Origin of the sequence: Blautia intestinalis, from assembly GCF_014297355.1 — a bacterium.
Lineage (GTDB): Bacteria > Bacillota > Clostridia > Lachnospirales > Lachnospiraceae > Blautia_A > Blautia_A intestinalis.
Genome location: NZ_JACOQE010000001.1, coordinates 213,544 through 233,114 on the forward strand (window position 1 = coordinate 213,544; position 19,571 = coordinate 233,114).

Sequence of the window (19,571 nt, forward strand, 5' to 3'; positions counted from 1 at the left end):
GTATTACTGTTTACACGTAATATTCCGCGAGGTGTTTTGCCATGAATATGGCAAAATCCCGAGACATACTCTATCTGCTGGACAGAAGTTTCAAGTTGTGATAAAATATTCTTAAGTATCCAAAAGAAAGCTCTCTCAGAGTTTTCTTTTGGCATTCTGAAATTCATGTCGAGTCAGACAGATATTCCTGAATAACTGGTATCAAATAAATAGGCCTTGAAAAGACTGAGAGGATTTTTATATGAGAGAAAAATATGAATCGTTGTCCCTTGCTACATTAAAAGATCTTGCAAAGGCAAGAGGATTAAAGGGAATTTCTACTTTGAGAAAGCCGGAACTGATAGAGCGCATGCTCGAAGAAGACGAAAAAGAAAAGGCATCTTCAGGCAGTGCTGAAGCTAAGAATACAGAATACAGACAGGAAGAGCCCGCCAAAGAAGAAAACCGTGTCCGGGAATCGCGTGCTTCTTATGATACATCAGAAAGAAAGAATTATCAGGAACGTACAGAGTATACCCACAAAAATCCGGCGGAGACAGCCCAGCTTGACAGTGGCGAGAAGGCAAACGGCATTCTGGAAGTACTTCCGGATGGTTATGGATTTATCCGCTGTGCCAATTATCTGCCGGGTGAGAATGACATTTATGTATCTCCATCCCAGATCAGACGTTTTAACTTAAAGACAGGAGACATCGTACAGGGAAGTATCCGCATCAAGACGCAGGGTGAGAAGTTCAGTGCACTTCTTTATGTAAACTCTATCAATGGTTTCCCTCCGAGTGAGGGTCAGAGGAGATATAATTTCGAAGATATGACTCCGATTTTCCCGAATGAGCGTCTGCGTATGGAGCGCCCGGGCGGTACAGTTGCAATGCGTATCATGGATCTGTTAAGCCCGATCGGTAAGGGCCAGCGAGGAATGATCGTATCTCCGCCAAAAGCAGGTAAGACTACGCTTTTAAAAGATGTTGCGAAGTCACTCCTTAAAAACAACCCGTCCATGCACCTGATTATTCTGCTGATTGATGAACGTCCGGAGGAGGTTACCGATATCAAGGAAGAAATCCAGGGGGATAATGTTGAAGTTATTTATTCTACATTTGATGAGCTTCCGGAGCATCACAGACGTGTTTCTGAGATGGTAGTTGAGCGTGCGCGCCGTCTGGTAGAGCATAAGCAGGAGGTAACAATCCTTCTTGATTCTATCACCAGACTTGCCAGAGCATACAATCTCTGCGTGACACCGAGCGGAAGGACTTTGTCCGGTGGTCTTGATCCGGCAGCGCTTCATATGCCGAAGAGATTTTTCGGTGCAGCCCGTAACATGAGAGAAGGCGGAAGTCTGACAATCCTTGCGACAGCACTTGTCGATACCGGAAGCAAGATGGACGATGTTATCTACGAGGAATTCAAGGGAACCGGTAACATGGAACTTGTACTTGATCGTAAATTACAGGAAAAGAGAGTTTTTCCGGCAATCGATATCCAGAAATCCGGAACGAGACGTGAAGATCTGCTCCTGACAAAGGACGAGCAGGAGGTTGTGTACAACATGCGCCGTGCACTCAACAGCCTCAAGGCAGAAGATGCAGTAGAACAGATTCTGAACATGTTTTCACGTACCAAAAACAATGCTGAATTTATACAGACGGCAAAAAAACAGAAATTTTTATAAACAGCTTGCATTTGCAATTTCAGTATGTTATAATCAGAAAGCTGCGAAATAGTAAATTCGTCAAATTAATACGAATAGAAAATAGAAGAATTATAGAGAGGTGAAAATCATGCGTGAAGGAATCCATCCGAACTACTATCAGGCAACTGTAACCTGCAACTGCGGAAACACATTCGTAACAGGATCTACTAAGAAAGATATCCATGTAGAAATCTGCTCTAAATGTCATCCATTCTACACAGGACAGCAGAAAGCAGCTCAGGCTCGCGGACGTATTGATAAGTTCAACAAGAAATACGGCTTAAACAAATAATCAGACAAGATAACGAAACAAGAGACAGGTTGAGGTTGGGGAAATCTCAGCCTGTCTTTGCTTTTCTGGCAAAGTATGCAATATAATATATTTTTATGGAGTGATATATGAAACCATCGAATATCGGCGGTCAGGCGGTAATGGAAGGCATCATGATGCGGCATAAGGACAAATATGCTGTTGCAGTGCGCCGCCCTGATAAAGAAATAGAAATAAAAGTAGAAGACTATAAATGTACCTTCGGTAAAGCAGGATTTCTGAAATGGCCGATCATCCGCGGTGTGGTGAGTTTTGTGGACGGTCTGGTTGTCGGTACGAAATGCCTGATGTATTCTGCAGAGATTGCAGGAGATGAGGAGGACGAGAAAGAAGCAGCAAAAAATGCAGCACTTTCCGAAGAAGAACTTTCCGCAAAGAAAGCCAAAGAAGCGAAGCAGTTTCAGTGGCTTCTTTACATAACAGTGGCAATTTCAATCATATTTTCCATAGCTGCATTTATGTTGCTGCCATATGCACTGGCGAGTCTTCTCCGCAGGATCGGAGCATCCGAATTCGGAGTGACGGTTGCCGAAGCATTTGTGAAGCTTGCGCTTTTCCTTGGGTATATGTTCCTGATCTCCAGAATGAAGGATATCCAGAGAACTTTTATGTATCATGGAGCAGAGCATAAGTGTATCAACTGTGTGGAACACGGACTTCCGCTTACGGTCGAAAACGTTATGGCAAGTTCCAGACAGCACAAACGCTGCGGTACAAGCTTTCTGTTTCTGGTCATGCTGGTAAGTATCTGCCTTCATTTTGTGTTTGTACTTGTTCCGGTTTACTGGGTGCGTCTTTTCGGACGTCTTCTGATGGTGCCGGTCGTATCCGGTATTTCCTTTGAGATCATCCAGTGGGCCGGCAGAACCGACACGAAATTTGCAGACATGATGAGCAAACCGGGTCTTGCAATGCAGAAGCTGACAACGAAAGAACCGACTGCCGATATGGTTGAAGTAGCAATTAAGGCAGTTGAAGCGGTTTTTGACTGGAAAGATTACCTGAAAAGAGAATTCGACTGGGTTGACCCGGAAGAAAATAATGGAGAAGAACATGCGGACATATAAAAAGGTACTGGAGGATGGAATACATCTTCTGGATGCGGCCGCGATCGAAGAAGCCGGGTTGGACGCCTGGCTTCTTCTGGAGTATGCGGCAGATATCAACCGTGCCTGGTATTATGCACATATGGATGAAATGCTGGATAAAAAGACAGAATCACGTTATCTGGAGATGTGTGCCAAACGTGCACAGCATATTCCATTGCAGCATATTACCGGCAGGGCTTATTTTATGGGATATGAATTCTGCGTAGATGAGCGTGTGCTTGTGCCAAGACAGGATACGGAAGTACTGGTTGAAACGGCACTTACTCATTTGAAGGAATGCCGTGCGCCAAAGATTCTTGACATGTGCACCGGATCAGGCTGTATTTTACTAAGTTTTCTGATGGAGAGACCGGATGCAGTGGGAACCGGTGTGGATATATCGGAGGGGGCACTTGCTGTTGCAAAGCAGAACAGAGTACACCTGCAGCTTGAAGATCGTGCAGAATTTGTGCAGAGTGATCTGTTTTCCGGTGGCTATTTTAAGAAAAACAGTGGAAATACAGTCACAGAATATGATATGCTTATCTCGAATCCGCCCTATATCCCGTCGGGAGAAATTCCGGGGCTTATGGAGGAGGTGCGTTCCCATGATCCGGTGCTTGCGCTGGACGGGAAAGAGGACGGACTGTTTTTTTACAGAGAGATCACCGCACAGGCAGGGAAATATCTGCGAGCGGGCGGCTGGCTGATGTATGAGATCGGCTGTGATCAGGGAGAGTCCGTTTCGAAAATCATGAAGACAGATAATTTTATCAATGTAGAAGTGATACAGGATCTGGCAGGACTGGACAGAGTTGTGATCGGACAGAAAAAGTAAATACAGGAGGAACAGGATGTTTGATAAATTAGAGGATCTGCTTGTTCGTTTTGAGGAAGTTCTGAATGAGCTTGGTGAACCGGGAGTGACTGACAATCAGGAGCGTTTTCAGAAGCTGATGAAAGAACAGAGCGAACTGCAGCCTATTGTAGATACCTATAAAGAATACAAAGAAAATAAAGAAACCATTCAGGACAGCTTATCGATGCTGGAAGAAGAAAAGGATGAAGAAATGCGTGAAATGCTGAAAGAAGAACTTTCTGATGCAAAAAAACGTGTGGAAGAACTGGAAAAAGAATTAAAGATTCTTCTTCTTCCGAAAGACCCGAATGACAGCAAGAACGTTATTGTTGAGATCCGTGCAGGTGCCGGCGGAGATGAGGCAGCCCTGTTTGCAGCGGAGATTTACCGTATGTATGTCAAATATGCAGAATCACGTCGCTGGAAGACAGAGATGATGAGCCTCAATGAGAACGGCATCGGTGGATTTAAAGAAGTTACCTTTATGATCCAGGGGCAGGGCGCATATTCCAGACTGAAATATGAGAGTGGTGTGCACCGTGTACAGAGAGTTCCGGAGACAGAATCCGGCGGACGTATCCATACATCCACCTGCACCGTTGCAATCATGCCGGAGGCAGAGGAGATTGACTTCCATCTGGATATGAATGACTGCAAATTCGATGTGTTCCGTGCATCAGGAAACGGTGGACAGTGTGTCAACACCACAGATTCTGCGGTACGTCTGACACATATCCCGACAGGAATCGTAATTTCCTGTCAGGATGAAAAATCACAGCTTAAAAATAAGGATAAGGCGCTGAAAGTTCTGCGTTCCCGTCTGTATGAGATGGAACTTGCGAAGCAGCATGATGCAGAGGCAGAAGCGAGAAGAAGCCAGATCGGTACCGGAGACCGCTCTGAGAAGATCCGTACCTACAATTTTCCGCAGGGTCGTGTGACGGATCATCGTATCAAACTGACACTGCACCGTCTGGATGCGATTCTCGGCGGAGATCTGGATGAGATACTCGACAGTCTGATTGCAGCGGATCAGGCAGCAAAACTCAGTACTTTAAATGAAGAACAGTAAAAGAATGTAATATGTATGTGTAAATGATGTGGGAAAATATTTACACTATGTAACAGGAGGGAATTTACATGAAAAAAACAGCATTGGTAATCATGGCAGCAGGAATCGGAAGTCGCTTCGGAAAGGGCATCAAGCAGCTTGCACCGGTAGGACCGAATGGTGAGATCATTATGGATTATTCCATTCATGACGCGCTGGAGGCAGGATTTAATAAAGTTGTCTTTATTATCCGTAAGGATCTGGAAGAAGAATTCCGCCGTGTCATCGGAGAAAGAATCGAAAAGATCACAGAAGTAGAATATGCATTCCAGTCACTTGAGAATCTTCCGGATGGATTCAGCAAACCGGCAGACCGTACCAAACCATGGGGAACCGGCCAGGCAGTCCTTGCCGCACGGGAAGTGCTGGATGAGCCTTTTGTTGTAATCAATGCAGACGATTACTATGGAAAGGAAGCATATGTAAAAGTACATGAATATCTGGTACAGGAACAGCCGCAGGATGATAAAATCCATATCTGTATGGCAGGATTCCGCCTTGGAAACACACTGAGTGATAACGGAAGTGTTACACGTGGTGTGTGCCACATCGAAAATGGTGCACTGACAGGTGTTACAGAGACACATAATATCTTTAAGACTGCTGAAGGCGCTGAAACACGCAGCGATGACGGTACAGTAGAGAAACTGGATGTTAAGAGCCTGGTTTCCATGAATATGTGGGGACTTACTCCGGCATTTATGGATACACTGGAAAAAGGTTTTGTTGAATTTCTTGAGGATCTGAAGCCAGAAGATATTAAGAAAGAATACCTTCTTCCGGTTATGATCGACGAGCTGATCCAGAAGGGAGCAGCAACTGTCGATGTACTGGAGAGCAGGGACACCTGGTTCGGTGTAACTTATCAGGAAGACAAGGCTTCTGTGACAGAGGCTTTTGCTGAACTGGTCAAAAAAGGAGTTTATCCGGCTGATCTTTACAAATAAGCAGGACAACGCATTAGATATGCGCGGATAAGGAGGAAAATAATGGGCAAATATTTTGGAACAGATGGTTTTCGTGGGGAAGCAAATATACAGTTAACAGTAGATCATGCTTTCAAAGTCGGCAGATATGTTGGCTGGTATTATGGTCGTGAACACAAAGCCAAAATTGTAATCGGCAAAGACACCAGACGCAGCAGTTATATGTTTGAATATGCGTTGGTTGCCGGTCTGACTGCTTCCGGAGCAGACGCGTATCTGCTTCACGTAACGACAACACCGAGCGTTTCCTATGCAGTCCGCACAGAGGATTTTGACTGTGGAATTATGATCTCTGCAAGCCATAATCCATTTTACGATAATGGAATCAAGCTTCTGAACGGCAACGGACAGAAGATCGAAGCAGAAGTAGAGGCAAGAATCGAGGCATATCTGGATGGTAAGATTGAAGATCTTCCATATGCAACACGCGAAGATATCGGACGTACTGTAGACTTTGCTTCCGGACGTAACCGTTATATCGGTTACCTGATCTCTATCCCGTGCCGTGACTTCAAAAACATCAAAGTCGGACTGGACTGCTCAAACGGAAGTTCTTCTGCAATCGCAAAGAGTGTATTTGACGCACTCCGTGCAAAAACTTATGTGATCAACAATGAGCCGGACGGAACCAACATCAACCGTGGCTGTGGTTCCACACATATCGAAGTACTGCAGAAATATGTGGTTGAGAATGGTCTGGATGTCGGTTTTGCCTATGATGGAGATGCAGACCGCTGTATCGCCGTAGACCATAAGGGAAATATCATTGACGGCGACAAGATTCTGTATGTATGTGGTAAATTCCTGAAATCTCAGGGCAAATTAAACGGCAATACTGTTGTTACGACCGTTATGTCCAACATGGGACTTTATAAAGCATTTGAGAGTGAAGATATCAACTATGAGCAGACTGCTGTAGGTGACAAATACGTGGCTGAAAATATGCTCGAAAACAACTACAGCATCGGTGGTGAGCAGTCCGGACACATTATTTTCAGCCGTTATGCAGCTACCGGTGACGGAATCCTGACTTCTCTTATGATCATGGAAGCCTGCGTAGAGCAGAAGGCAACTCTCTGTGATCTTGCAAAAGAGATGAAAGTATATCCGCAGATCCTGCGCAACGTGCGTGTAGCTGATAAGAAGACTGCAAGAGAAAACCCGAAGGTTGTCGAAGCAGTAGAGGCAGCTGCAAGAGCACTGAGTACAGAAGGACATATTCTTGTAAGAGAGAGTGGTACAGAGCCGCTGATCCGTGTCATGGTAGAAGCCGGAACAGAAGAAATCTGTGCAGAGCACGTAAATAACGTAGTACGTGTCATGGAAGAAGAAGGACTTGTTGTAGAATAAAGGATATTGATGAATAAAAAAAGAATTATAACAATGGGAACAGCCGGTCTCTGCATGTTGATGCTGACCGGCTGCGGAGGGAAGGACAGGAAGACTTACGATCAGGCTGTGGCAGACCTTGAGCAGGGAAGTTATGACTATGCGCTGGAAGGTTACAAGTCTTCAATTACTGCCGGATATAAAAGTGCGCAGTCGTATCGCGGAGCGGGTATTGCATGCCTTCATCTTGGTAATTATCAGGATGCGATCGACTACCTTACCAGTGGGCTGAATGATGAAAAGGCGGGCAAAACATTAAAAAAGGACATGCTTGCTTACCGTGCGACCGCAGAGCTGAAATCAGAGCTTTTTGATGCTGCAATGGCAGACTGCCAGACCATCGCAGAAGATTACACGATGGATGCAGATACGTATTATCTGACTGGTTGTGTGGCACTTGCCATGGATTCTTACGATGAGGCATCCTCTAATTTTACTGATGCGTACAATGCCGATACGTCCTATGAGATGGCAATCGAGATCTACGAGGCATATATTGAAAAAGACATGGAGGCAGACGGTACACGTTATCTGGAAACTGCATTAAAGACAGAGGCCAAAACTGCAGACGATTACTGCGACCGCGGAAAAGCTTATTACTATATGCAGGATTACAGCAATGCAAAGAAAGAGCTGACAGAAGCAGTCAACAAAAAGAGTACCGAGGGAATCCTGCTTCTCGGTATGGTTTATAAAGCGCAGGGAGATACTGCCAATGCACGGGCCATGTACCAGCAGTATATTGAGACGGAGGGAAGTTCTTCAGCAAAAGGCTACAACGGTCTTGCGCTCTGTGATATCGATGAAGGCAATTACGACAATGCGCTGACAGATATTACAAATGGTCTTGCGGATGCTTCGACAGAGGAGATGCAGGATCTTCTGTACAATGAAGTTGTGGTCTATGAGAAAAAACTGGATTTTGCTACGGCATTAAGTAAGATACAGGAATATCTTAAAATGTTTCCGGATGATGAAAACGCATCCAAAGAGCTTATTTTCCTTCAGTCGAGAAACGGAGGCTGAGTATGCGGTTTTATGAGTTTAATGATGTTGAGGAACGGGTCATTCTGATCGGCGTACAGACCAGTGAAGATGAAGATGTCGCTGCGTCTCTTGACGAACTGGAAGAACTGGCGGAGACCGCCGGTGCAGTAACCGTGGCAAAAGTGATCCAGAATCGTGAGGCTGTCCACCCCGGAACTTACATCGGCAAAGGTAAGATTGAAGAAATTGCGGCACTTATTCAGGCATATGACGCAAATGGCGTGATCTGTGATGATGAACTATCACCGGCACAGCTCAATAACCTTGAGCGTGAACTGGACTGCAAAGTAATGGACCGTACACTTCTGATCCTTGATATATTTGCGGCGCGTGCAGTGAGCAGTGAGGGAAAGATTCAGGTCGAGCTTGCACAGCTCCGTTACCGTGCAGCGCGTCTTGTAGGTTTACGTGAATCTCTGTCCAGACTTGGCGGCGGAATCGGCACGCGAGGTCCGGGTGAGAAAAAGTTGGAGACAGACCGACGTCTGATCCGAACCAGAATTTCAGCACTGAAAGCCGAGTTATTTCAGGTTGAGAAGCACAGGGAACTGATCCGTGGCAAAAGAAGCCGCGGAAATCTGAAGACGGCAGCGATTGTCGGCTATACCAATGCGGGAAAGTCCACGCTTTTAAATACATTGACCGGAGCCGGAATCCTCGCAGAAGACAAGTTATTTGCGACACTTGATCCGACGACAAGAGTACTGGAATTAAAAGATGGGCAGCAGATACTTCTGACTGACACCGTCGGATTTATCCGGAAGCTTCCGCATCACCTCGTAGAAGCCTTTAAAAGCACGCTGGAGGAGGCAAAGTATGCTGACTATATTATTCACGTCGTAGATGCGTCAAATCCGCAGGCTGAGCTTCAGATGCACACGGTATACGAGACTCTTCGTGAACTTGGTGCAACCGGAAAGAAGATTATCACTCTTCTGAATAAGCAGGATAAGGTAAAAGATGTCCGGATCCGGGATCTTCAGGCAGATTATACTGTAAAATGTTCTGCCCGTTCCGGCGAAGGTCTGGAAGAATTAAAAGACGTTCTCGCAAAAATTCTTGCTGAAAGTCAGATTTATCTGGAAGAATTATTTTCTTATAAAGAGGCAGGAAAAATTCAGCTGATCCGTGAATACGGAAGCCTTCTTTCGGAGGAATATACAGCCGACGGAATCGCCGTAAAAGCCCGTGTTCCTGCGGAAATCTTCGTTTCCGTGCTCCCTGAAAGTCACTGAAAATACAAATAAAAAAGTTTTTTGGATAACACCATATAGTTGTGGAAAAGATAAAATAACACAATATATGGTGTTTTTGTATATTGACGAAACGGGAAGAGTTTGCTACAATAGGCCTACAGCGCATAAATCACATGGGAACATGTGGTCGTAAATAGATACAGATGCAGCAGTAGAGGGAGGTTTGATTTAAGTATGTTTCAGGTAGTTAAGCGTGATGGTGAAATCGCGGAATTTCAGATGTCAAAAATCACTGCAGCGATTGATAAAGCATTCGACGCCAAAGAGAAAGTTTACAGCAAGGATATGATCGATCTGATGGCACTCCGTGTGACCGCAGATTTTCAGAATAAGATTACTGATGGCAAGGTGACCGTGGAGGATATTCAGGACAGTGTGGAGAATGTTCTGATCCAGGCAGGCTACAGTGATGTGGCGAAGGCTTATATCCTTTACCGCAAGCAGAGAGAAAAGATCCGCAATATGAAATCTACGATTCTTGATTACAAGGAGATTGTAGACAGCTACGTAAAGGTTGAAGACTGGCGTGTAAAAGAAAATTCCACCGTAACCTATTCTGTCGGTGGACTGATCTTAAGCAATTCCGGTGCCGTAACTGCAAATTACTGGCTTTCCGAGATTTATGACAATGAGATCGCAGATGCGCACAGAAATGCCGATATCCATATTCATGATCTGTCCATGCTGACCGGATACTGCGCAGGATGGTCTCTGAAACAGCTGATCAAAGAAGGCCTTGGCGGTATCGAGGGCAAGATCACTTCCGCACCGGCGAAGCATCTGAGTGTACTGTGTAATCAGATGGTCAATTTCCTCGGCATCATGCAGAATGAATGGGCCGGTGCACAGGCATTTTCTTCTTTTGATACTTATCTGGCACCATTTGTTAAGGTGGACAACTTAAGCTATCATGAAGTAAAGAAATGCATTGAATCATTTATCTATGGAGTCAATACACCGAGCCGATGGGGTACACAGGCACCATTTTCCAACATTACTCTGGACTGGACGGTTCCGGATGACCTTGCAGAGCTTCCGGCAATCGTTGGCGGCAGGGATATGGATTTCAAGTACAAGGACTGTAAGAAAGAAATGGATATGGTTAATAAGGCATTTATCGAAACCATGATCGAAGGTGATGCCAACGGACGTGGATTCCAGTATCCGATTCCAACCTACTCCATCACAAAAGAATTTGACTGGTCCGATACAGAGAATAACCGTCTGTTATTTGAAATGACTGCGAAATACGGAACACCGTATTTTTCCAACTATATCAACAGCGATATGAAACCGAGCGACATCCGCAGCATGTGCTGCCGTCTCCGTCTTGATCTTCGTGAACTGCGTAAAAAGAGCGGTGGATTCTTCGGTTCCGGAGAGAGCACAGGTTCCGTTGGTGTCGTAACGATCAACATGCCGCGTATCGCATATCAGTCAAAGACTCCGGAAGAGTTTTACCGCAGACTGGATCGTCTGATGGATATTTCTGCGAGATCCCTTCACATCAAGAGAGAGGTCATCACGAAACTCCTGAACGAGGGACTTTATCCGTACACCAAACGTTATCTGGGAAGTTTTGACAATCATTTTTCAACTATCGGCCTGATCGGAATGAATGAAGCCGGACTGAATGCCGCATGGCTTGGCTGTGATATGAGTGATGAACGTACGCAGAAATTCACAAAAGAAGTACTGACACATATGCGTAACCGTCTTTCTGATTATCAGGAAGAATATCCGGGTGAGCTGTTCAATCTGGAGGCAACTCCGGCAGAGTCCACTGCATACCGCCTTGCCAAACATGACCGTAAACGCTGGCCGGATATCCGTACCGCAGGAAGCAAGGGTGATACTCCGTATTACACCAACAGCTCCCATCTTCCGGTGGAATTCAGCTCCGATATCTTTGATGCACTGGATATTCAGGATGAGCTTCAGACACTGTATACGTCCGGTACTGTATTCCATGCATTCCTCGGTGAGAAACTTCCGGACTGGAAAGCTGCGGCATCTCTTGTACGTAAGATCGCAGAGAACTACAAGCTTCCGTATTATACGATTTCTCCGACCTACTCTGTATGTAAGGAGCATGGTTATTTAAGCGGTGAGCATTTTACCTGCCCGAAATGCGGCAAGAAAGCAGAAGTTTACAGTCGTATCACAGGATATTACCGTCCGGTACAGAACTGGAACGACGGGAAGGCACAGGAATACAAGAACCGTACATTATATGATGTGCTTCATTCCAAACTTAAGAAAGTTCATACAAGTATGGTGACACTGACTGACGATGATGTAAAGATCGAGCCGCTGGAAACGCATAAATACCTGTTTACTACAAGTACCTGTCCGAACTGCCGCATGGCAAAGAAGATGCTGGAAGGCGAAGACCTCGAGATCATCGATGCAGAGAAAAATCCTGATATGGCACGCCAGTTTGGAATCATGCAGGCACCGACGCTGGTTATTACCGATGGTGAACACCTTAAGAAATATGTAAATGCATCCAATATCCAGAAATATGTGGATGAAGAGCTGGATGCCTGATCCGCTGTGTGGATAAGCATAAGGAAATAATACTTAATGAAAGAATAAAGATCCTCGTGAGGCAAGAGTGCTTCACGGGGACCTTTTTACGTTACAGGAAATTACTCCGTAATGTTTCTGCAAAGGTTTACATTTAGAAAAAACGTGAGTATAATGATATTCATTGGTATATTATGCAATATAGACTAATTTTTATGCGAGGGACGAGGAGAGAGAATAATGATTAAACAGAACATCGTATTTATTGAAAATAAAGCAGGAAGTCTTCAGAAAGTAACCGATCTTCTGGCAGAGGCGGGAATCGATATTTATGGATTCGCATGCTTTGATGCGCCGGAATTTGCGCTTTTCCGTATGGTGACAAACCAGGCAGACGAGGCAGAAAAAATCCTCACAGAGAACGGATATATGAACCGTGTGACAGAAGTTATTGCCGTAGATCTCAAGGATGAAGTCGGCGGACTGAACACGGTACTGCAGGTACTTGGCAACTGTAATGTAAATCTGGATTATATTTATACATCCTATCATAGAGGAAACAGTCTTCCGATCATGATCCTTCAGACAGACGATGTATTTGTAACTGAAAATGTGCTGAGCAATAATGGATTCCGCGTATTAAATTCTCTGGAGGGCTGAAACCGTCATGAATAAATCCGCTTTTCAGAAGGGACTGAAAGATGGAATACCGATCGGACTTGGGTATTTTGCAGTCTCTTTTACGTTTGGTATTATGGCAATACAGGCGGGCTTAAGTGCATTGCAGGCGGTACTGATCTCTCTTACCAATCTGACATCGGCAGGTCAGTTTGCGGGTATCGGGATCATTGCTGCCAGTGGTTCCCTATGGGAGATGGCACTGACTCAGCTGGTCATCAATCTTCGGTACTGTCTGATGTCTTTTTCACTTTCACAGAAACTGGAAAAGGGTGTGTCAAACGGTCACCGTCTGACAGTTGCCTTTGGTGTGACTGACGAGATCTTTGGTGTCAGTGCAAGTCAGGAGGGAAGAATCAGTCCATGGTATAATTATGGTGTGATGTGTGTGGCAATTCCAGGATGGACACTCGGAACTCTTGCCGGTGCCGTATCGGGAAATCTGCTTCCGGATTTTATGGTCAGCGCACTGAGCGTCGCAATCTATGGTATGTTCCTTGCAGTTATCATTCCACCGGCAAAGAAGAACCGTGCCGTGCTTGGTGTTGTGATCGGAGCTATGGCAGTAAGTACTTTATTTGCGACTGTGCCTGTACTGAATAAAGTATCAACCGGTTTTGTGATTATTATCACAACCGTACTTGTGGCAGGAATTGCAGCATACTTCTGTCCGATCGAAGAAAAGGGGGAGGCAGACTGATATGAAACCGAATGTATATATCTATATTCTGGTGATGGCAGGTGTGACTTACCTGATACGTATGCTTCCGCTTGTACTTTTTAAGAAGGAGATCACCAGTTCTTATGTAAAATCTTTCTTATATTATGTGCCGTATGCCTGTCTTGCGGCGATGACATTTCCGGCGATCCTTACCGCAACAGCAGGCGGCATTATTTCCGGTGCCGCAGGACTGATCGTGGCGCTGATTGCAGCCTATCGTGAAAAGAGCCTTCTTACGGTTGCATTGTTTGCGTGTGCAGCGGTGTTTGTGGTAGAGAGGATCATGGGATTTTTAATGTAAATAATATGAAATACTTTCCGGCTTTGCTTCTGGCAGAGCCGGATTTTTACGTTATAAGAAATTACTCCGTAATGTTTATGTACGAAAAAATGTACCTCTTTTTCGAAAATAGTTAGTTCGGACAAATATTCTTGACAAACAAGATAGCCTGAACTAACATAAGTATAGATGCGACTAACTAAAAACGGTCAGAAATCAAGGGGAAAAGGAGAAATATATGTTTTTGGAAATAAGAGGAATCAAAAAGTCATTTGGTTCAGGTGACAGTAAAGTGGATGTGCTGCGTGGTCTGGATCTGGACATTGCAAAAGGAGAATTCTGTGTTCTTCTGGGACCGTCCGGTTCCGGTAAGTCCACGCTTTTAAATATTATCGGCGGAATCGAAAGTGCCGATGATGGCAGCATCTCTATTGAGGGAGAACGACTTGCCGATATGAAAGAAAAGAAATTATCACAGTACCGAAGAAAGCATCTGGGCTACATTTTTCAGATGTACAACCTGATCCCAAATCTTACTGTGCGTGAAAATATCGAAGTCGGAGCATATTTAAGTGACCGCCCTCTGGACGTAGATGAACTTCTGCATACACTGGGGCTTTTTGAACATCAGAGAAAACTTCCGAACCAGCTGTCCGGAGGCCAGCAGCAGAGGACGGCAATCGGCCGTGCTATCGTAAAGAATCCGGATATCCTGCTCTGTGATGAACCGACAGGTGCGCTTGATTACAATACATCCAAGGAAATTCTGAAGCTGATCGAAACTGTTAATCAGAAATATGGAAATACGGTCGTTATGGTTACGCATAATGATGCGATCAAAGATATGGCAGATCGTGTGGTCAAGCTTCGAGACGGTATGATCCGTAAGAATTATCAGAATGAACATAAGATTCCTGCGACGGATCTTGAATGGTAAGGGGGCGATAGTATGAAAAGTCCTCTGAGAAAAAGGCTTCCCCGTGAGCTTAAGGGAGAATTCGGAAAATATCTGGTAGTCTTTATTCTGATGGTTGCAACGATCGGACTGGTTTCTGGTTTTCTGGTTGCAGATGGGAGTATGATTCATGCATACAATGAAGGCTTTGAGAAATACAATATCGAAGATGGCAATTTTCGTCTCGGAGAGCGTCTGTATCGTGGACAGAAAGAGGCAATCGAAGAAGAAGGCGTCAAAGTCTATGAGAACTATTATATAGAAGATTCTCTTTCAAATGGCAGTACGATGCGTTTCTTTAAGAACCGTACAGATGTCAACAAAGTCTGCCTGATGGAAGGCAAACTTGCGGAAAAGACAGGTGAGATCGCAATCGACCGTATGTATGCAGACAATAATGAGCTGAAAGTCGGAGACACGATCGATGACGGCGAGAAGAGCTGGAAAATCACTGGTCTGGTTGCTTTGTCTGATTACAGTTGTCTGTTTCAGAACAACAGCGACACGATGTTTGATTCCGTAAAATTCGGTGTCGGTGTTGTGACAGAAGAAGAGTTTGATACTCTGAATCAGGACAAACTACAGTATAATTATGCGTGGATATATAATGAAAAACCACAGACAGAGCTTGAGGAAAAAGAAGTTTCCGAAGACCTGATGAAAGCAATGGGTAAAGTTGTTACGCTGGAAAGCTTTGTGCCACAGTATCAGAACCAGGCAATTATTTTTACCGGTGATGACATGGGAAGTGACAAGGCGATGATCGCGATACTTCTTTATATCATTATTGTGATTATGGCATTTGTATTTGGAATTACGACCAGCAACACGATCGCAAAGGAAGCCGGTGTGATCGGAACACTCCGGGCTTCCGGATATACCAGAGGAGAACTGCTTCGTCATTATATGACATTGCCGGTTATTGTAACGCTGGCGGGAGCTCTGGTTGGAAATATTCTGGGTTATACTGTATTCAAATATGTATGCGCCGACATGTATTATGGAAGCTACAGCCTGCCGACATATAAGACGATATGGAATGCAGAAGCGTTTGTTCTGACGACTGTTGTTCCGGTTATCATTATGTTTGCAGTCAATTATGCAATTTTGCACCAGAAACTGAAACTTTCACCACTCAAATTTTTGCGAAGGGATCTGTCTGCAAAAAAGCAGAAGAGAGCTCTTTACTTAAGTCCAAAGCTTAAGATCTTCAGCAGATTCCGTCTTCGCGTGATCTTTCAGAACATCAGTAACTATCTGGTACTCTGTATCGGAATTATTTTTGCAAACCTGCTTCTGATGTTCGGACTTCTGCTTCCGTCGGCTCTGGATCATTATCAGATGGAAATCCAGAATAACATGCTTGCGAAATATCAGTATATGCTTTCCGTGCCGGTCAGTGTGATGGGCGGAAGCAACAAACTGGAAGGTATGCTGGATATGCTGTTGTTTTCTCATGATACAGAGACGGACAATGAAGATGCAGAAGAATTCAGTGCGTATTCTCTGAATACACTGCCGGGTAAATATAAGAGTGAAGAGGTTACTTTGTATGGCATCCATGATGACAGCAAGTATATTGATGCGGATTTTTCAGATGGTGTATATATTTCGCAGGCTTATGCAGATAAATTCCTGCTGAAACCCGGTGATACGATCACACTCAAAGAAAAATATGAAGATGATGAGTACAGCTTCAAAATAGGCGGAGTTTATGATTACAACGGTGGTCTCTGTATCTTTATGTCGCAGAAAGAACTGAATCAGACATTTGATTTTGACGATGACTATTTCAGCGGATATTTCAGTAACTCGGAGATTACGGATATTGACAGCAGTTATATCGGTTCTGTGATCGATCTGGACGCACTGACCAAGATTTCCAGACAGCTCAATGTCTCTATGGGAAGTATGATGGGACTGGTCAATGTATTTGCAATCGCAATCTATATGATCCTGATCTATCTGTTATCAAAGATCATTATCGAAAAAAATGCCCAGTCGATCTCTATGACAAAGATTCTGGGTTATACGAATGGAGAGATCAGCAGGCTTTATATTCTGTCAACATCCCTGGTGGTCATCCTTTGTCTGCTTATCAGCCTTCCGATCGAGACAACGATCATGGAAGTTCTTTTCAGAGAGATGATGCTGCAGAGTATTTCCGGCTGGATTGCACTGTGGATCGATCCGATGATCTATGTGAAGATGTTTGGCGCCGGGTTTGTGACTTATGGTATCGTTGCACTTCTGGAATACAGAAGGATTCGTCGGGTACCGATGGGTGAAGCACTCAAGAATGCAGAATAAAATTCAGGTTTTTTAGAAAAATCCCCACTTTATATTGTTAACGCGCTAAATAGCTGTTATAATAACGATAAATTTGTTTATAAGAGAGGGAACGATACATATGAATCAGTTGGATATACTCAGAGAAAGTCTCGGACAGTGTGATGAAATTCTTCTGGATGCACTTCTTATGCGTAACAGAATCGTAGAAGATATCATGGTTTACAAAGAAGCAAATGATATTCCGATCCTGCAGCCGGAGCAGGAAGCGAAGCAGAGAGAATGGCTGAACCGCAGAATGGAAGGCAAACGCCATAAAGATGAGGTGACAGCTGTTTTTGAAGAAATTACCAGAAACAGTAAAAAAATTCAGGCACGTAAGCTGTTTGATTACAATATCGTCCTGATCGGATTTATGGGAGCCGGAAAATCTACGATCTCTGATTTCCTGAGAACTGTTTTTGCAATGGAAGTTGTAGAGATGGATCAGATCATCGCAGAGAGAGAAGGTATGTCCATCTCCGATATTTTTGAGACCTATGGAGAAGAATACTTCCGTAATCTTGAGACAGAACTTCTTATTGAAATGCAGTCCAGGAGCAATGTGGTCATCTCCTGCGGTGGCGGTGTACCGATGAGAGAGCGCAATGTAGTTGAGATGAAGAAAAACGGCCGTGTCGTTCTTCTTACCGCAAAACCGGAGACAATCTTAAACCGTGTCAAAGACAACCATGACAGACCGCTTCTCGAGGGAAATAAGAATGTTTCTTTCATTGGTGACCTTATGGAAAAACGTCGTGAGAAATATCAGGCAGCAGCTGATATCGTTATCGAGACAGACGGTAAGGATAAGCTTGAGATCTGTGAAGAACTTGTACACAGACTTCGTGCACTTGACTCACAGAGTGAACAGTAAGTAACATACAGAGATATATTGGTTGAGAATATCCTGTGCGGTGTCAATAGCACAAATTTGATAAAATAAAAAGCAGATCTCCAAAAAGTCCAGACGCGTGTCGTCTGGATTTTTTTGAACGCAAAAATTGAATGGTGCATCAAAAAACAGTCCATTTTGTTTAAAATATCCATATGGTATTATAATCTCATCAAAAAGCTATACGAAATAGCTAAAGAGCGAAAACAAAAATGGGAGGTTTCTTTTATGAAGAAAAAATTAGTTTTAGCAATGGCAGCAACAATGGCAATCACATCCTGTGCAGTTCCTGTATTTGCAGATGATGCAGCAGCCGAAGGCGGAAAAATCGGTATCTCAATGCCGACTCAGTCTCTGGAGCGTTGGAACAGAGATGGTTCTTATCTGGAAGAACAGTTTAAGGCAGCTGGATTCGATGTTGAGCTGACATATTCTGATAATGAAACAGACCGTCAGGTAAATGATATCCAGAACCTGATCTCCGACGGAGTTAACCTCCTGGTAGTTGCAGCTATCGATGGTGAAGCACTTAACACAGTTATGGATGAAGCAGCAGATGCAGGAATCCCGGTTATCGCTTATGACCGTCTGATCAAATCCGATGCAGTTTCCTACTACATCTCCTTCGATAACTATACAGTAGGTACTCTGCAGGGTCAGTACGTAATTGATACTCTGGATCTTGACAATGCAGGTGATAAAACCTACAACATCGAGTTCACAGCAGGTGACCCGGCTGATAACAATGCAGGATACTTCTTCAACGGTGCTTATGACACTCTGAAACCGTATCTGGATGCAGGCACACTGAATGTAGTTTCCGGACAGACTGATTTCGATTCCGTAGCAACAGCAGCATGGGATACACAGACAGCTCTGGAAAGAATGCAGAACATCCTCGCTTCTTACTATGCAGACGGAACACAGCTTGATGTAGCTCTTTGCTCCAATGACTCTACAGCACTTGGTGTTACACAGGCTATCGAATCTGACTATGCAGGCAAAAACGACGTTCTGATCACAGGACAGGATGGTGACGAAGCTAACCTTGCAAACATCGTTGATGGAAAACAGTCCATGACAGTTTACAAAGCAGTTGCAAACGAAGCAGTTGTTACTCTTGACCTTGCAGAAGCAATGCTGAAAGGTGACACAATTGATGATTCTCTGATCACAAACTCCAAATGGGATTTCGATTGTGCATATGATACAGAATCCTATGAAACATCCGAAGGACATAAATGCCCATCCTTCCTGCTTGTTCCTACAGTTGTAACTAAGGACAACCTGAAAGAAGAACTTGTTGACACAGGATACTATACACAGGACGATGACGGATACCTTCATCCGGCAGAATGATGACTGAGCAGAGTCAGATAGATATCAAAAATATAAGAACTTGAATTTTAAGGGCGGGGTGAA

Annotated in this window: 17 protein-coding genes; all 17 read left to right on the forward strand. The window is 44.3% G+C overall.

Annotated features, from left to right (window positions below):
• The first annotated feature begins 241 nt into the window (after nucleotides 1–241).
• The 17 genes from rho (at nucleotide 242) to H8Z79_RS01010 (ending at nucleotide 19,508) form a co-directional block, all read left to right on the forward strand.
• On the forward strand, nucleotides 242–1,675 hold the full coding sequence (gene rho, locus H8Z79_RS00930; protein ID WP_015541905.1) for a transcription termination factor Rho: 1,434 nt from the start codon (nucleotides 242–244) through the stop codon (nucleotides 1,673–1,675).
• Nucleotides 1,676–1,784: 109 nt separating this feature from the next.
• Complete coding sequence (gene rpmE, locus H8Z79_RS00935; protein WP_015541906.1) at nucleotides 1,785–1,988, forward strand: 50S ribosomal protein L31; 204 nt, start codon at nucleotides 1,785–1,787, stop codon at nucleotides 1,986–1,988.
• Between the two features lie 107 nt (nucleotides 1,989–2,095).
• Nucleotides 2,096–3,094: a DUF1385 domain-containing protein gene (locus tag H8Z79_RS00940; RefSeq protein WP_015541907.1), complete on the forward strand. Its 999-nt coding sequence runs from the start codon at nucleotides 2,096–2,098 to the stop codon at nucleotides 3,092–3,094.
• A complete protein-coding gene (gene prmC, locus H8Z79_RS00945) occupies nucleotides 3,081–3,953 on the forward strand; it encodes a peptide chain release factor N(5)-glutamine methyltransferase (RefSeq protein ID WP_117942521.1) in 873 nt (290 codons plus the stop codon). Before H8Z79_RS00940 ends, prmC begins: the two co-directional genes overlap by 14 nt.
• A gap of 16 nt (nucleotides 3,954–3,969) precedes the next feature.
• Nucleotides 3,970–5,046 carry a peptide chain release factor 1 gene (gene prfA, locus H8Z79_RS00950; RefSeq protein WP_117942522.1) on the forward strand — a complete coding sequence of 359 codons (1,077 nt, stop codon included), beginning with the start codon at nucleotides 3,970–3,972 and terminating at the stop codon, nucleotides 5,044–5,046.
• Nucleotides 5,047–5,114: 68 nt separating this feature from the next.
• Complete coding sequence (locus H8Z79_RS00955; protein ID WP_117942523.1) at nucleotides 5,115–6,032, forward strand: nucleotidyltransferase family protein; 918 nt, start codon at nucleotides 5,115–5,117, stop codon at nucleotides 6,030–6,032.
• A 42-nt stretch (nucleotides 6,033–6,074) separates the two neighbouring features.
• Nucleotides 6,075–7,421, forward strand: a complete 1,347-nt coding sequence (glmM, locus tag H8Z79_RS00960) for a phosphoglucosamine mutase (protein WP_187002657.1) — start codon at nucleotides 6,075–6,077, stop codon at nucleotides 7,419–7,421.
• Nucleotides 7,422–7,430: 9 nt separating this feature from the next.
• On the forward strand, nucleotides 7,431–8,486 hold the full coding sequence (locus tag H8Z79_RS00965) for a tetratricopeptide repeat protein (RefSeq protein WP_225876895.1): 1,056 nt from the start codon (nucleotides 7,431–7,433) through the stop codon (nucleotides 8,484–8,486).
• Between the two features lie 2 nt (nucleotides 8,487–8,488).
• The gene (gene hflX / locus H8Z79_RS00970) at nucleotides 8,489–9,742 is read left to right on the forward strand and encodes a GTPase HflX (protein WP_118039347.1); all 1,254 of its coding nucleotides are present in this window, start codon (nucleotides 8,489–8,491) and stop codon (nucleotides 9,740–9,742) included.
• A gap of 195 nt (nucleotides 9,743–9,937) precedes the next feature.
• Nucleotides 9,938–12,313, forward strand: a complete 2,376-nt coding sequence (locus tag H8Z79_RS00975; protein WP_015541914.1) for a ribonucleoside triphosphate reductase — start codon at nucleotides 9,938–9,940, stop codon at nucleotides 12,311–12,313.
• Nucleotides 12,314–12,532: 219 nt separating this feature from the next.
• The gene (locus H8Z79_RS00980) at nucleotides 12,533–12,952 is read left to right on the forward strand and encodes an amino acid-binding protein (RefSeq protein WP_118039348.1); all 420 of its coding nucleotides are present in this window, start codon (nucleotides 12,533–12,535) and stop codon (nucleotides 12,950–12,952) included.
• Between the two features lie 7 nt (nucleotides 12,953–12,959).
• Complete coding sequence (locus tag H8Z79_RS00985) at nucleotides 12,960–13,670, forward strand: AzlC family ABC transporter permease (RefSeq protein WP_015541916.1); 711 nt, start codon at nucleotides 12,960–12,962, stop codon at nucleotides 13,668–13,670.
• Between the two features lies 1 nt (nucleotide 13,671).
• Nucleotides 13,672–13,992: an AzlD domain-containing protein gene (locus tag H8Z79_RS00990; RefSeq protein ID WP_015541917.1), complete on the forward strand. Its 321-nt coding sequence runs from the start codon at nucleotides 13,672–13,674 to the stop codon at nucleotides 13,990–13,992.
• Nucleotides 13,993–14,209: 217 nt separating this feature from the next.
• A complete protein-coding gene (locus tag H8Z79_RS00995) occupies nucleotides 14,210–14,908 on the forward strand; it encodes an ABC transporter ATP-binding protein (protein ID WP_118039349.1) in 699 nt (232 codons plus the stop codon).
• 12 nt (nucleotides 14,909–14,920) lie between these two features.
• Nucleotides 14,921–17,236, forward strand: a complete 2,316-nt coding sequence (locus H8Z79_RS01000; protein ID WP_118039350.1) for an ABC transporter permease — start codon at nucleotides 14,921–14,923, stop codon at nucleotides 17,234–17,236.
• A 100-nt stretch (nucleotides 17,237–17,336) separates the two neighbouring features.
• Complete coding sequence (locus H8Z79_RS01005) at nucleotides 17,337–18,131, forward strand: shikimate kinase (RefSeq protein ID WP_118039351.1); 795 nt, start codon at nucleotides 17,337–17,339, stop codon at nucleotides 18,129–18,131.
• Nucleotides 18,132–18,377: 246 nt separating this feature from the next.
• On the forward strand, nucleotides 18,378–19,508 hold the full coding sequence (locus H8Z79_RS01010; protein WP_118039352.1) for a substrate-binding domain-containing protein: 1,131 nt from the start codon (nucleotides 18,378–18,380) through the stop codon (nucleotides 19,506–19,508).
• Nucleotides 19,509–19,571 lie beyond the last annotated feature (63 nt).